This window comes from Nevskia sp. (genome assembly GCF_051860985.1).
GTDB lineage: Bacteria > Pseudomonadota > Gammaproteobacteria > Nevskiales > Nevskiaceae > Nevskia.
Genome location: NZ_JBIMKV010000001.1, coordinates 146,665 through 161,191 on the forward strand (window position 1 = coordinate 146,665; position 14,527 = coordinate 161,191).

A 14,527-nucleotide genomic window follows, 5' to 3' on the forward strand; every position below is an offset into this window, starting at 1 on the left:
TCGACAGTTCCCGGAGCTTGAATGAACTTCGCGGGACTTACAAGCAAAACCAAGGGTTAATCCTTGCGGGCTGACCAGCGGCAGCAGCGCTGGCCAGCCCTGACAGCGTTAGGCGACGTCGACCGCCTTCATCGACAGACGGATACGGCCCTGCTTGTCGATTTCCAGCACCTTGACGCGAACCGTCTGGCCTTCGCTGAGTTCTTCCGACACGTTTTCGACGCGCTTCTCGGAAATCTGCGAAATGTGCACGAGGCCATCCTTGCCCGGCAGGATGGTCACAAAGGCACCGAAGTCCATCAGCTTGGCAACCTTGCCCTCGTAGACTTCGCCGACCTGCACTTCGCGGGTCAGCGCTTCGATGCGGGCGATCGCGGCCTTGGCGGCATCGCCGTCGATGGCGGCGATACGGATCGTGCCGTCGTCGTCGATGTCGATCGAGGTGCCGGTCTCTTCAGTGATCGAGCGGATGGTGACGCCGCCCTTGCCGATGATGTCGCGGATCTTGTCTGGGTGGATCTTGATCGTGGTGATGCGCGGCGCGAACTCCGACATCTCGGCACGCGGCTTGGCGATCGTCGCCGTCATCGACTCGAGAATGTGCAGACGGCCGGCGCGCGCCTGCTCGAGTGCCTGCTTCATGATCTCGCCGGTGATGCCGGTGATCTTGATGTCCATCTGCAGCGCGGTGACGCCCGAGGTCGTGCCGATGACCTTGAAGTCCATGTCGCCGAGGTGATCTTCGTCGCCAAGGATGTCGGTCAGCACCGCCCAGCGATCGCCGTCCTTGATCAGGCCCATCGCGACACCAGCCACCGGCGCCTTGATCGGCACGCCGGCATCCATCAGCGCAAGGCTCGCCGCGCAGGCCGAAGCCATCGATGAGGAACCGTTCGATTCGGTCACTTCGGCGACGACGCGGACGACGTACGGGAAATCCTTGACCAGATCCGGCATCACAGCGGCAACGCCACGCTTGGCCAGACGACCGTGGCCGATCTCGCGGCGCTTCGGCGCGTTCAGGCGGCCGGTTTCGCCAACGCAGTACGGTGGGAAGTTGTAGTGCAGCATGAACTGGTCGCGCGACTCGCCCTGCAGGTTCTCGATCAGCTGAGCGTCCTTGCCGGTGCCGAGCGTGACGACACCAATCACCTGGGTTTCGCCGCGGGTGAACACCGACGAACCGTGGGTGCGCGGCAGGATGCCGACGCCCATGTCGAGGCGGCGCACGGTCTTGTTGTCGCGGCCGTCGATGCGCGGGGCGCCCGACAGGATGCGGTCGCGGACCACCGAGTACTCGAGGTCGCCGAAGGCCGTCTTGACCTTGGCGGCGTCGAACTTCGGCGTATCGCCCGAAGCCAGCGCCGCAATGGCGGCATCGCGAACGGCCTTGACGGCGTCCTGGCGGGCCTTCTTGTCAGTGATCGCGTAAGCGGTGGTGACGTCACTGGTGTAGGCAGCCAGCGCGGCGGTCAGGTCGGCATTGGCGGCAGCGGCGGCCCAAGCCTGCTTCGGCTTGCCGGCTTCTGCCACCAGTTCGTTGATCGCCTTGATCGCGGCCTGCATCTGCTCGTGGCCGTACAGCACGGCGCCGAGCATCACGTCTTCCGACAGCTGCTGGGCTTCGGATTCGACCATCAGCACGGCATCGGCCGTGCCGGCAACGACCAGATCAAGCTTCGATTCTTCGAGCTGCTTGTGTGTCGGGTTCAGCACGTAGGCGCCGTCGATGTAGCCGACACGCGCGGCGCCGATCGGGCCCTGGAACGGGACGCCGGCCAACGACATCGCACAGGAGGCGCCGAGCAGAGCCGGGATGTCGCCGTCGATCTGCGGATTCGACGACACCACCATCGCAACGACCTGGATCTCGTTGTAATAGCCCTCCGGGAACAGCGGACGCATCGGCCGATCGATCAGGCGCGAGGTCAGCGTTTCCTTCTCGGTCGGACGGCCTTCACGCTTGAAGAATCCACCCGGGATGCGGCCACCCGCGTAGGTGCGCTCCATGTAATCGACGGTCAGCGGGAAGAAGTCCTGACCTTCCTTGGCTTCCTTCTTCGCCACGACCGACACCAGCACGACAGTCTGGTCGACGGTGACGAGCACCGCTGCAGTCGCCTGGCGGGCGATGGCACCGGTTTCGAAAGTGACGGTGTGGGCACCGTACTGGAATGATTTCTTGATGGGCGCTACGGGATAGACCATGTCTGGCTCTGTCGAACTCGGAGAGGGAACAGCGACGTTGCGTCTGCTTTAGCGACGCAGACCGAGTTCGGCGATCAGCTTGGAGTAGCGGCCTTCGTCTTCGCGCTTCAGATAGTCAAGGAGCTTGCGGCGCTGGTTGACCATCATGGTCAGGCCGCGGCGCGAATGATGGTCCTTCTTGTTGGCTTCGAAGTGCGGCTGCAGCGTCTTCAGACGCTCGGTGATCAGCGCAACCTGCACTTCCGGCGAACCGGTATCACCCTTGGCGCGGGCAAACTTCGAAACAACGGCGGACTTCTGTTCAACGGAAAGGGACATCGTCAAGCTCCAAGGATGATTTTTACGGTTCTGTAAACCAGCTATTGTAGCGGCCGTGACTTTCGGTCACAACCGCTGGTCATGGACGGCGCGGTGAGAATGTCGCCGCCAGCATTTCTTCGGTCGGTTCGGGGCCGATCCAGCGTCGCGGCAGCACGCGCCGCTGTGCGTTCACTTCGGCAATGCTGCAAGCCAGACCATGCGTGCCGTAGACGATCACCTCGCCCGGCTCCGCCAGCGGGTAAGGCCCGCATTCCAGGCCGCGCCGCAGCCGCGCTGCATCGAAATCGTCGACCTCCAGACGCGGCCAGTCGCCGAGCGCGGCGGACAGCGGCATCAGCAAAGCCTGCAACCGCTGTGCATCGAAGTTGCAGGCATCCAGATCCGCCATCGTGACCATGCGAACCTGCCTGAACGGTCCGGTTTCCAGGCGCCGAAGGCCGATCAGGTGGCCTTTCTGTCCAAGCAGCGCAGCCCAGTCCTCGCCCAGCGTGCGGATATAGGTGCCTTTCGAGCAGAACACCTCGAACGAGAAGCCGGACGGGCTAACGTCAAGCAGTTTCAGCTCATGGATGCGGACCTGCCTCGGCTGACGATCAACCTCGAGGCCTTCACGGGCCAGCTCATACAGGTGCCGGCCGGCCTGCTTGATGGCGGAGTACATCGGCGGGATCTGTTCGATGTCGCCGAGCAGGCGCGGCAGCACGGCTTCGATCTGCTCTCGGGTCACGGCGGACGGGTCCGACGTCGCGATCACCTCGCCTTCCGGATCGCCGGTGCTGGTCTGCACGCCCAGCAGTACCTCCGCCTGATAGCGCTTGTCGGACTCCAGCAGAAAGCCGCCGAGCTTGGTCGCCTGGCCGAAGCAGATCGGCAGCAGACCGGTTGCGAACGGATCGAGACTGCCGGTATGTCCCGCCTTGTCGGCGTCATAGAGACGCCGAACCTGCTGCAGCACGTTGTTGGAACTGACGCCAGCCGGCTTGTCGAGCAGCAGGAAGCCGTCGATCAGCGTGCGTTCACGACGCCGACGGCTCATCGCCACCCGCATCGTCGCTGGAAGAGGCGGCGCTGGCCTGATCGCTGGCGATCGCAGCCCGGATCAGCCCGCCGACCCGATCGGCATCGCGCAGCGCCATGTCGGCCGAAAAGTGCAGCGTCGGAACGTGACGGATCCGCAAACGATCGACGAGCAGATGGCGCAGGCGACCGGCCGCACCGTTCAATGCCTTCACCGCCTGTTTGAGCTCGTCGTCCGTTCCCAGCTGGGACACCGAGATCTTGGCGTTGCGAACGTCCTGGGCGACGACGACGTCCGTGATCGTCAAGCGCCCGATACGCGGATCGGTCAACTCGGTGCGAATCAACTCCGACAGCTCGCGCTGCAGCTGGGAGTTGATCCGCAGGGTACGGGAATACTCTCTCGGCACTCGGAATTAGGCCTCGGCCTTCACGGTGCGCTTGACCTGCACGCGATCAAAGCACTCGATCTGGTCGCCGACCTTGACGTCGTTGTAGTTCTTCACGCCGATACCGCACTCGGTGCCGACCACCACCTTGTTGACATCGTCCTTGTGACGGCGCAGCGATTCCAGCTCGCCTTCGAAGATGACGACGTTCTGGCGCAGCACGCGGATCGGCAGACCACGACGCACTTCGCCATCCATGACCAGGCAGCCGGCGATGGCGCCGAACTTCGACGAACGGAACACGTCGCGCACCTGCGCGATGCCGACGATCTGCTCGCGGGTCTCGGTGCCCAGCAGGCCGCCAATGGCGTCCGACACGTCGTCGAGCACGTCATAGATGATCGAGTAGTAGCGAACGTCGAGGCCGGTGTCCTGGATACGACGACGGGCGACGCTGTCGGCGCGGACATTGAAGCCGATGATGATCGCGCGCGATGCCAGCGCCAGGTCGACATCGGACTCGCTGATGCCGCCGATCGAGCTCGACACCACGGTGACCTTGACCTCGGCGCTCGGCAGCTTGCGCAGTGCTTCGGCCAGCGCTTCCGCACTGCCCTGCACGTCGGTCTTGATCATCAGGTTCAGCGACTTCTGCTCGGCCGAACCTTCGCCCATCCGCGCGAACACCTGGTCCATGCGGACGGCCTGATTCGACGCCAGCTTGGCTTCGCGCTGCTTGGCCTCGCGAAGGATCGTCAGCTCGCGGGCCTTGCGCTCGTCGGCGACCACGACGATGTCATCGCCGGCATCCGGCGCGCCGGAAAGTCCGAGCACAGCCACCGGGATCGACGGCCCGACCTCCTTCACCGGCAGGCCGGCCTCGTTGAACATCGCGCGCACGCGACCGTAGTGCGCACCGGAAATGATGACGTCGCCCTGCCGCAGCGTGCCGGCGCGCACCAGGACGGTGGCCACCGGGCCACGCCCCTTCTCGATCGACGCTTCGACGATGACGCCGCGCCCCATGGTTTCGACCGGCGCCTTGAGTTCGAGCACTTCGGCCTGCAGCAGGATCGCGTCGAGCAGATCATCGATGCCGGCGCCGTTGAACGACGACACGCCGACGACTTGGGTGTCGCCACCGAAGTCCTCGGCCACCAGCTCTTCCTTCAGCAGCTCGGTCTTGACCCGCGCCTGGTCGGCATCGGGCTTGTCGATCTTGGTGATCGCGACGATCACCGGTGCGCCGGCTGCCTTCGCGTGCTGGATCGCTTCACGGGTCTGCGGCATCACGCCGTCATCGCCCGCGACCACCAGAATCACGATGTCAGTCAGCTGTGCGCCACGGGCGCGCATGCGAGTGAACGCGGCGTGACCCGGGGTATCGAGGAAAGTGATGACGCCCTTCTGCGTCTGCACGTGATACGCGCCGATGTGCTGGGTGATGCCACCCGCTTCGCCAGCGGCGACACGCGTCTTGCGGATGTAGTCGAGCAGCGAGGTCTTGCCGTGATCGACGTGGCCCATGATGGTCACGACCGGCGGGCGCGGCATGGCCTTGGTTTCCTGCACGTCGCCAGTGGCGGCGTTCATCAGGCCGTCCTCGACGTCGCTGTCCTTGACCAAGCGGGTCTTGTGACCCATTTCCTCGACCATCAGCGCCGCCGTGTCCTGGTCGATGATCTGGTTGATCGTCGCCATCAGGCCATTCTTCATCATGACCTTGATCAACTCGGTCGCCTTCACCGCCATGCGGTTGGCGAGCTCGGCCACAGTGATTGCTTCCGGCACTTCGACTTCGCGGATGACCGGCGCCGTCGGGCGCTCGAAGGTATGCGCGTTCTCGACGTGGATCTGGCCGCTGGGCTTGCGCTTGGCCTTCTTGTCTCGCTTGCCACCCTTGCCGGCGGCCAGGTGCAGTTCGCGGCCACGATCACCACCGCCTCCAGCGCGGTCCTTGTCGCGGTCGGGGCGATCCGGCTTCTTGGCGGCAGCAGCCGGCGGCGTTGGCGCCGGCGGCGGAATGATCTTCACCTCGGTGGCGCGCCGCAGGTTCTCGGCTGCGCGGCGACGCGAAGACTCCGCTTCCATGCGCGCACGGTAGATCGGATCGGTGCGCATCCGCTCGGCTTCGGCAGCCTTGACGCGCTCCGCCTCGGCAGCGGCCTCGCGAACCTTGGCCTCTTCTTCCTCGCGCGCCAGACGGGCTGCTTCTTCTGCCACCGCACGGGCAACCGCGGCTTCGTCAACGACCTCGACGGCCGGTGCCGGCACGGCTGTTTCATGGACCACCGGTGCGGCATCGTCGACCGCTGCGACCGTTTCGGCGACCACCGGGGCCACCACGGGCGCGGGCGCCGCAGATGCTGCGGCGGCGGGTGCCGCCACCGCGCTGTCCGCCGCTTCGACTTCGTCGCTCTTGACGTAGGTACGGCGCTTGCGGACTTCGATGCTGACCGTCTTGGTCGGCGCACCACGGCCACCGCCGAGCTTGAGCTCGGTGGTTTCCTTGCGCTTGATCGAGATGCGGCTGCTGGCGCCGAGCGTCGACGTGGTTCCCGACGTCGACGGCATGCGCGACATCTTCTGCAGATGCTGCAACAGGGCGATCTTGTCCGACGGACTGATCGGCGAATCGGCACTGGCTACGGCGACACCCGCATCCCTGAGCTGCGTCAGCATTTCAGGAACCGGCTTGCGCAGCTCGGCGGCGAGGTCCAACACGGTAAGGCTGCTCATCGGCGCGCTCCGGAAGTGGTTCAGGCCTTGTTCGACTCAAGGCCACGGGCGGTCATGATCAACCGGGCCGCGAGGTCATCGTCCATCGGCACTTTTTCAGTCAGTTCGTCAGTCGCGAGATCGGCGAGATCGTCGCGCGTCACCACACCGGCCGCCGCCAGGCGATAGGCCAGGTCTTCATCGACACCCGGCACGGCGAGCAGGTCCTCAGCAGGCTGCACGGAGGCAGCCTGCTCGGCCTTGGCCAGCGCGCGCGTCAGCAGTACGTCCTTGGCACGATTGCGAAGCTCCTCGACGATCTGCTCGTCGAACTCCTCGATGTCGAGCAGTTCCTCGTCCGGTACGTAGGCGATTTCTTCGAGCGAGGCGAAACCTTCCTGTACCAGGATCAGCGCCACTTCTGCATCGACTTCCAGCGCTTCCATGAACATCGCCTGGACGCCCTGGTTTTCCTGTTCCTTCTTCGACTCGGCCTCGGCCGCCGTCATCACGTTCAGCGTCCAGCCGGTCAGCTCTGAAGCCAAGCGCACGTTCTGGCCACCGCGTCCGATCGCCTGGGCGAGCTTGTCTTCCGATACGGCGATGGACATCGCATGCGCGTCCTCGTCGACGATGATCGATTCCACTTCGGCCGGCGCCATCGCATTGATGACGAACTGGGCGATGTTGTCGTCCCAGGGCACGATGTCGATCCGCTCGCCGGCCAGTTCGTTGGACACGCTCTGCACCCGCGAGCCGCGCATGCCGACGCAGGCACCGACCGGATCGATACGCTTGTCCTTGGCTTGCACCGCAATCTTGGCGCGAAGGCCCGGGTCGCGCGCAGCGCCTTTGATCTCGATCAGGCCCTGGGCGATTTCCGGCACTTCGAGCTTGAACAGTTCGATCAGGAAGCGCGGCGCGGTGCGGCTGAGAAACAGCTGCGGCCCCCGCACCTGCGGGCTGACCTCGTACAGGTAACCGCGCACGCGATCGCCCGGGCGCACCGGCTCCCGCGGGATCACCTGATCGCGCGGAATGATGGCTTCGGTCGTGCCGCCGAGGTCGACGATGATCGCGCCGCGTTCGATGCGCTTGACGAGGCCGGTCATCAATTCGCCGACACGATCGGCATACGAATCGACGATGCGGGCGCGCTCGGCGTCACGGACGCGCTGGAAAATGACCTGCTTGGCCTTCTGGGCGCCGATGCGACCGAACTCGATCGACGGCAGCGATTCCTCGCGGACGTCACCCGGCTTGGCATCCGGCGCCGACTCCTGCGCGCGCGCCAGCAGGATCTGACGCAGCGGGGACTCGAAGTTCTCGTCCTCGTCGTCAACGATCGTCCAGCGCCGCCAGGTTTCATAGTCGCCGGTCTCGCGATTGATCGTGACCCGGATATCCCATTCGGAACCGTAGTGTTCCTTGCTGGCCGACGCCAGCGCGGCTTCAAGGGCTTGGAAGATGATTTCCTTTTCGACGCCTTTTTCGTTGGAGACGACATCCACCATGAGCAATACGTTCTTGTTCATGAACCTGTCTTCTCCTTGTCGAAATTCGGGACCAGCTTCGCCTTGTCGATATCGGCGAGCGGCAATGTGATGACACCGTCAGCGGTGTCGATCGAGACTTCGTCATCGGTGGCTTCAAGCAGCACGCCCTGGAAGCGGCGGCGACCGGCGACCGGGGCCAGCATCTGAATTCTGGCAACTTCGCCCTTGAAGCGCTGATAGTGTTCTGGCTTGACCAACGGGCGATCAAGGCCGGGCGACGAGATTTCCAGGCGATAGGCCTGGGTGATCACGTCTTCGACATCCAGCGTGGCCGCCACTTCGCGGCTGACTTTCTCGCAGTCATCCAGCGTGATGCCATCCGGCGTGTCGATGAACAGGCGCAGCATTCCGGAACCGTCTCGCGGACTGTATTCCAGCAGCACAAGCTCGTAGCCAATGGCATTGACCACTGGCTCCAGCAATTCGATCAAGCGATCTCGAAGCACCCAACGTCCTCATTCGCGCCACGCCACCGCGTAACCACGAACTCTGAAAAATCCAATAAAAAAGGCCCACGTGGGGCCCGAATGCAACGTACAGCCTGAATTGGTAGCGGGGGCAGGATTCGAACCTACGACCTTCGGGTTATGAGCCCGACGAGCTGCCAGACTGCTCCACCCCGCACCGTTCAGTTAACTAGTATAGCGACTCGGTATCTCTCACGCAATCTTTTATTTGACGACCAGCTGCGCTTTTACAGCTGTGGTGCCGACGCCGAGACTCGAACTCGGACGACTTTCGCCGCTACCACCTCAAGGTAGTGCGTCTACCAATTCCGCCACGTCGGCCCTGCCGTCTTCGCTGCGATCTAAAACCGCAGCGCGTCGCATAGTCTACTGCGGAACTTGCGGCTTGGGTACATTTTCTTCAGCCGGCGGCGCAATTTCTTCCGTCTTTGCTTCCGGAATCTGAACGGAGGGTTCGGCGCCTTCTGCCGCTGCGGCAGGCGCAGGCACTTGCGCCGCCGGCGAGTCGGCAGCCGGCGCACCAATTCCTTCGACAACGCTCTCGCTATTCGAGCGACCATGCACGATGTAGGCGAGCGCGAGGCTGAGCACGAAGAACACGGCGGCAAGCCATGCCGTCACACGAGTCAGAAAATTGGCCGACCCGCGGGCGCCGAACACCGTCCCCGATGCACCACTGCCGAACGCAGCTCCCGCGTCCGCGCCCTTGCCGTGCTGGATCAGCACGAGGGCGATCAGCGCAATGGACACCAGCACGTGCAGCACCACCAAGATTGTGTACATGAAAACCGATCGTTGTCGTAAGGTCAGGCGTCGCGCGACGCAGCCAGGATCTGAGCCGCTGCGCAGATGGCGAGGAAATCCGGCGCTTTCAACGACGCGCCACCAATCAAGCCACCGTCGACGTCCTCGCACGAGAAAAGGGACGCCGCGTTGTCTGCCTTGACGCTGCCGCCGTAAAGAACTCGCACCGAGCTTGCGACTTTAGCATCCTTGCTGGCGACGACGCCACGAATGAACGCATGCGCTGCTTGTGCCTGTTCTGTCGACGCGGTGCGACCGGTGCCGATGGCCCAGACCGGTTCATACGCGATCACCGCGTTGCGGAAGGCTTCAACGCCCGCCGCTTCGATCACCGCCTCCAGCTGCCGCTGCAACACCGATTCGGTCGTGCTCGCTTCACGCTCGTCGAGTGTTTCGCCGATGCACAGCACCGGGATCAGGCCGGCAGCCTGCGCGACCACGAATTTGCGCGCAACGCAGTCGTCATCTTCGCCATACAGCGTGCGCCGTTCGGAATGGCCGACCAGCACATAGCTGCAGCCCACGTCGTTGAGCATCGCGGCATCGATCTCGCCGGTGAAGGCGCCCGGCTTCGACTGATCGCTCAGGTTCTGAGCGCCCAGGGCGATTGGCGAGGCCGCCAAATGCCGATGCGCGGCCTCGAGATAAACAGCCGGCGGACACACCAGCACGTCGATGGCCGGGCACTCCGCCACGCCGCGCACCAGCCCTTCGAGCAACGCCGCATTCGACGCCGACGAGCCATTCATTTTCCAGTTGCCTGCTACCAGGTACCCGCGAGCCATCACCCCTCCGATTCGATGATCTAGATTGCTACTGCTGTTTCGCGCACCGCTGCAGCGGCACGTACGGAATCTGCCACTTGTTCGGCTGCCTCGATGGCCACCGTCCGTTCGGTCGCCTCGACCATCACCCGGACCACCGGTTCGGTGCCCGAGGCACGCAACAGCAAGCGGCCCCGGCCTACCAGATTCGCCTCGACGGCTTCGGCCGCTGCCCGAACGCCAGCGACATCCAGCACGTCCCGCGCACGCCCGGACACCGGCACATTGAGCAGCACCTGCGGCAGCTTGCTCATGCCCGAGACGAGTTGGGCCAGCGTCTGGCCACTGCTGGCCATCGCTTCCAGCACTTGCAGTGCCGTGATGATGCCGTCGCCAGTCCGGGCGCGATCGAGACAGATCGTGTGGCCGGAAGTCTCGCCGCCGACGATGCCGTTACCGGCCCGCAGCCGCTCCAGCACGTGGCGGTCGCCAACTGCGGCCCGCTCGAACGGAATATCGAGTTCGACGAAGGCCCGCTCCAGCCCGAAGTTGCTCATCACGGTACCAACCACCGGTCCGCGCAAGCTGCCGGTCCGCTGCCGCTCACGTGCGAGCACGAACAGGATTTCGTCGCCGTCGACCACGGCGCCATCCGCACGCACCAGCAGGCACCGATCGCCATCGCCATCCAGTGCGACGCCGAGATCAGCGCCGTGCGCCAGCACGGCGGCCTGCAACGCATCGAGGTGGGTCGAGCCACAGCCTTCGTTGATGTTGAGGCCGTTCGGCGAAACGCCGATCGCGGTCACCTGCGCGCCCAGTTCGTCGAACACCAGTGGCGCTACCCGATAGGCCGCGCCGTTGGCGCAGTCGACCACCAGCTTTAAGCCGCGCAGCGATTCGCCGGCGAATGCGCCCTTGCAGAATTCGATGTAACGCCCCTGGGCATCGTCGATGCGCCGTGCACGCCCCATGGCTTCGGGCGGAACGCAGTTGAGGTCGCGGCCGAGGTAGCTTTCGATTTCTTCCTCGACCGCGTCGCTGAGCTTGTCGCCTTCGCCGGAGAAGAACTTCACGCCGTTATCGAAGTGCGGATTGTGCGACGCCGAAATCACCACCCCAGCACGCGCCCGGTAAGCCCGGGTCAGATAGGCCACGGCCGGCGTCGGCAGGGGCCCGAGCAAACAAGTTTCGACGCCCGCCGCAGCGAAGCCGGCTTCAAGGGCGGACTCGAACAGATAACCCGATCGCCGCGTGTCCTTGCCCACCAGCACCCGTGCGCCAGGCGTGCGCCCAAAGACACAACCAGCCGCCCAACCCAGCTTGAGCGCGAATTCCGGCGTCATCGGTGCCTGCCCGACGCGTCCGCGAATACCGTCGGTGCCGAAAAATTGTCTGCTCATGCCGACATTATGAAGTGACGGACGACGATGCACGCGCCGCTGCTCGGACCGAAGCGGCCACCTTGATCGCGTCGACCGTCGCTGCGACGTCATGGCTGCGTATGATCAGGGCGCCATTCAGCACGGCAATCGACGCCGCCGCCAGGCCGGCGGCGAGGCGTTCGTCGACGCCCCGCCCGGTCAGCTGACCCAGCATGCCCTTGCGCGACATGCCGACCAGCACCGGCAACTGCAGCGCTGCCAGCCGTGGCAGGTGCGCCAGCAGGGCCAGGTTATCGTCCAGACGCTTGCCGAAACCGAAGCCAGGATCGACCAGCAGACGACTGCGCGGGATGCCGGCAGCCACGCAGGCGTCGACACGCTCGCCCAGAAACGCCAGCACTTCGTCGACGACCTCGTCATACCTCGGCGCAAGCTGCATCGTGCGTGGTTCGCCCTGCATATGCATCAGGCAGACGGCGGCACCCGACTGCACGGCCGCCTGGATCGCACCATCTGCACGCAAGGCATTGACGTCATTGATGATGCTGGCGCCAGCGCGGCAGGCCGCCTGCATCACCCCGGGTTTCATGGTGTCGATCGACAAAAGGCAATCGGTCTGCTGTCGCAATGCCTCGATCACCGGCAGCACGCGCCGGCATTCCTCGTCGGCGGGCACCGGCTCCGCACCGGGCCGCGTCGATTCCCCACCGACGTCGATGATCGCCGCACCGTCAGCGACCATCCGCAACGCGGCGGCTACCGCGCCCGGCACGTCGACATGGCGGCCGCCATCGGAGAAGGAATCCGGCGTCACGTTGAGCACGCCCATCACGACCGGCTCGGACAGAGTCAGCTGGCGGGCGCCAGGAAGTTCGAGGTTGAACATGGCTTGGAGGCGAGGGACAGAAAATAAAAAGGGCCGGCGAACGCCGACCCTTTTCACCTCCAGCCGGATCAGCTCTGGCTGGCAGGCTTCGGCGATACCGGCGGAACCACGGTCGTGGGTGACGGCTTGTTGCCACTGCTCGGCGGCGACGGCCTCGGCCCGTCGGTCCAGGAGCCCGGCGCACCCGGGTCCTTGCCCTGCATGATGCGGGCAATCTGGTCACCGTCGATGGTTTCGTACTTCATCAGCGCATCCGACATCGCATGCAGCTTGTCGAGATTGGCAACCAGGATTTCCTTGGCCCGGGCATAGTTGGTGTCGATGATGTCGCGAATCTCGCGGTCGATCGCATTGGCGGTGTCGTCCGACATGTTCTTGTGCTGCGTAACGCTGCGGCCCAGGAACACTTCGCCCTCGTCTTCGCTGTAGGCGAGCGGGCCGAGCTTTTCGGAAAGCCCCCACTTGGTGACCATGTTGCGGGCGATGCTGGTGGCGCGCTCGATGTCGTTGGATGCACCGGTGGTCACGCCATCCGGTCCCAGCGTCAATTCCTCGGCGATGCGGCCGCCGAACATCACGCAGATCAGGCTGTTCAGGTTCTGCTTCGAACGCGAGTGGCGATCTTCTTCGGGCAGGAACATGGTGACGCCAAGCGCCCGGCCACGCGGGATGATCGTGACCTTGTAGACCGGGTCATGATCCGGCACGGTCAGGCCGACGATGGCATGGCCGGCTTCGTGGTACGCCGTGTTGCGCTTCTCTTCCTCGCTCATGACCATCGAGCGGCGTTCTGCCCCCATGATGATCTTGTCGCGGGCGCGGTCGAAATCTTCCTGGCCCACCAGGCGCTTGTTGCCACGTGCCGCGAACAGCGCCGCCTCGTTGACGAGGTTGGCGAGATCCGCGCCGGAGAATCCCGGCGTGGCGCGGGCGATGATTTCCGGCTTCACGTCATCCGCCAGCGGCAACGCCCGCAGATGCACCTTGACGATCTGCTCGCGACCACGGACGTCGGGCAGCGGCACCACCACCTGACGATCGAAACGGCCCGGACGCAGCAGCGCCGGGTCGAGCACGTCAGGGCGGTTGGTCGCGGCGATGATGATCACGCCCTCGTTGCCTTCGAAACCGTCCATCTCGACCAGCAACTGGTTCAGCGTCTGCTCGCGCTCGTCATGACCGCCGCCGAGGCCGGCGCCGCGATGACGGCCGACAGCATCGATTTCATCGATGAAGATGATGCACGGCGCGTGCTTCTTGGCCTGTTCGAACATGTCGCGAACGCGGCTCGCGCCGACGCCGACAAACATCTCGACGAAGTCGGAGCCGGAGATGGTGAAGAACGGCACGCCCGCCTCGCCGGCAATGGCCTTGGCGAGCAGCGTCTTGCCAGTCCCGGGTGAGCCGCACAGCAGCACGCCGCGCGGAATCTTGCCGCCCAGCTTCTGGAACTTGCCCGGGTCCTTGAGGAAATCGACCAGTTCCGAGACTTCGGCCTTGGCTTCCTCGACGCCGGCAACGTCATTGAAGGTGATCTTGACCTGGTCGGCGTTCAGCATGCGGGCGCGCGACTTGCCAAAGCTCATCGCACCACGGCCGCCACCGCCGCCGGACTGCATCTGCCGCATGAAATAGATCCACACGCCGATCAGCAGCAGGATCGGGCCGAAGCTGAGCAGGATCTGCATCAGCAGCGGCGTTTCCTTCGGCAGTGCGCCGTCGAACTTCACCTTGTTGTCGATCAGGTCCTTGATCAGGCCGCTGTTGATCGTTTCCGGGCTGACCGAGGAAAACGACTGGCCGCTCTTGAGCTTGCCGCGGATGTTCTGGCCTTCGATCTCGGCCGAATCCACCGCGCCGGATTTCACCTGCTCGAGGAAGTCCGAATACGCCAGTTTCGCCTGGACGCCGTTGCGCGACGAAAAGCTCTGGAACGCGCTGACCAGCACCACAGCGATGACCAACCAGAGCAGCAGATTCTTGGCGAGATCGTTCAACGGGAAATCCTCGGA

General features: G+C 64.4%; 12 protein-coding genes and 2 tRNA genes. All 14 read right to left on the reverse strand.

The window, feature by feature from the left end:
- Window positions 1-108 precede the first annotated feature (108 nt).
- The 14 genes from pnp to ftsH all read right to left on the reverse strand — a co-directional run bounded on the left by pnp (window position 109) and on the right by ftsH (window position 14,512).
- A complete protein-coding gene (gene pnp / locus ACTIGJ_RS00680; protein ID WP_439638348.1) occupies window positions 109-2,208 on the reverse strand; it encodes a polyribonucleotide nucleotidyltransferase in 2,100 nt (699 codons plus the stop codon).
- A gap of 48 nt (window positions 2,209-2,256) precedes the next feature.
- On the reverse strand, window positions 2,257-2,526 hold the full coding sequence (gene rpsO / locus ACTIGJ_RS00685) for a 30S ribosomal protein S15 (RefSeq protein WP_292999902.1): 270 nt from the start codon (window positions 2,524-2,526) through the stop codon (window positions 2,257-2,259).
- A 79-nt stretch (window positions 2,527-2,605) separates the two neighbouring features.
- Window positions 2,606-3,565, reverse strand: a complete 960-nt coding sequence (gene truB / locus ACTIGJ_RS00690) for a tRNA pseudouridine(55) synthase TruB (RefSeq protein ID WP_439638349.1) — start codon at window positions 3,563-3,565, stop codon at window positions 2,606-2,608.
- Window positions 3,546-3,956 carry a 30S ribosome-binding factor RbfA gene (gene rbfA / locus ACTIGJ_RS00695; protein WP_439638350.1) on the reverse strand — a complete coding sequence of 137 codons (411 nt, stop codon included), beginning with the start codon at window positions 3,954-3,956 and terminating at the stop codon, window positions 3,546-3,548. Before rbfA ends, truB begins: the two co-directional genes overlap by 20 nt.
- A 6-nt stretch (window positions 3,957-3,962) precedes the next feature.
- Complete coding sequence (gene infB / locus ACTIGJ_RS00700) at window positions 3,963-6,674, reverse strand: translation initiation factor IF-2 (protein ID WP_439638351.1); 2,712 nt, start codon at window positions 6,672-6,674, stop codon at window positions 3,963-3,965.
- Window positions 6,675-6,694: 20 nt separating this feature from the next.
- Window positions 6,695-8,188, reverse strand: a complete 1,494-nt coding sequence (gene nusA / locus ACTIGJ_RS00705) for a transcription termination factor NusA (RefSeq protein WP_439638352.1) — start codon at window positions 8,186-8,188, stop codon at window positions 6,695-6,697.
- A complete protein-coding gene (gene rimP / locus ACTIGJ_RS00710; RefSeq protein WP_439638353.1) occupies window positions 8,185-8,655 on the reverse strand; it encodes a ribosome maturation factor RimP in 471 nt (156 codons plus the stop codon). The genes nusA and rimP overlap by 4 nt, the downstream gene beginning before the upstream one ends.
- Before the next feature lie 101 nt (window positions 8,656-8,756).
- Window positions 8,757-8,833, reverse strand: a tRNA-Met gene (locus tag ACTIGJ_RS00715).
- A 79-nt stretch (window positions 8,834-8,912) separates the two neighbouring features.
- Window positions 8,913-8,997 (reverse strand) — tRNA-Leu (locus tag ACTIGJ_RS00720).
- Between the two features lie 45 nt (window positions 8,998-9,042).
- Window positions 9,043-9,459, reverse strand: a complete 417-nt coding sequence (gene secG / locus ACTIGJ_RS00725; RefSeq protein WP_439638354.1) for a preprotein translocase subunit SecG — start codon at window positions 9,457-9,459, stop codon at window positions 9,043-9,045.
- A 23-nt stretch (window positions 9,460-9,482) separates the two neighbouring features.
- Entirely contained in the window at window positions 9,483-10,265 is a 783-nt protein-coding gene (gene tpiA / locus ACTIGJ_RS00730; protein ID WP_439638355.1) for a triose-phosphate isomerase, read from the reverse strand.
- 20 nt (window positions 10,266-10,285) lie between these two features.
- Window positions 10,286-11,647 carry a phosphoglucosamine mutase gene (glmM, locus tag ACTIGJ_RS00735; protein WP_439638356.1) on the reverse strand — a complete coding sequence of 454 codons (1,362 nt, stop codon included), beginning with the start codon at window positions 11,645-11,647 and terminating at the stop codon, window positions 10,286-10,288.
- A gap of 7 nt (window positions 11,648-11,654) precedes the next feature.
- Entirely contained in the window at window positions 11,655-12,458 is an 804-nt protein-coding gene (gene folP, locus ACTIGJ_RS00740) for a dihydropteroate synthase (protein ID WP_439638357.1), read from the reverse strand.
- Between the two features lie 125 nt (window positions 12,459-12,583).
- A complete protein-coding gene (ftsH, locus tag ACTIGJ_RS00745) occupies window positions 12,584-14,512 on the reverse strand; it encodes an ATP-dependent zinc metalloprotease FtsH (RefSeq protein WP_439638358.1) in 1,929 nt (642 codons plus the stop codon).
- Window positions 14,513-14,527 lie beyond the last annotated feature (15 nt).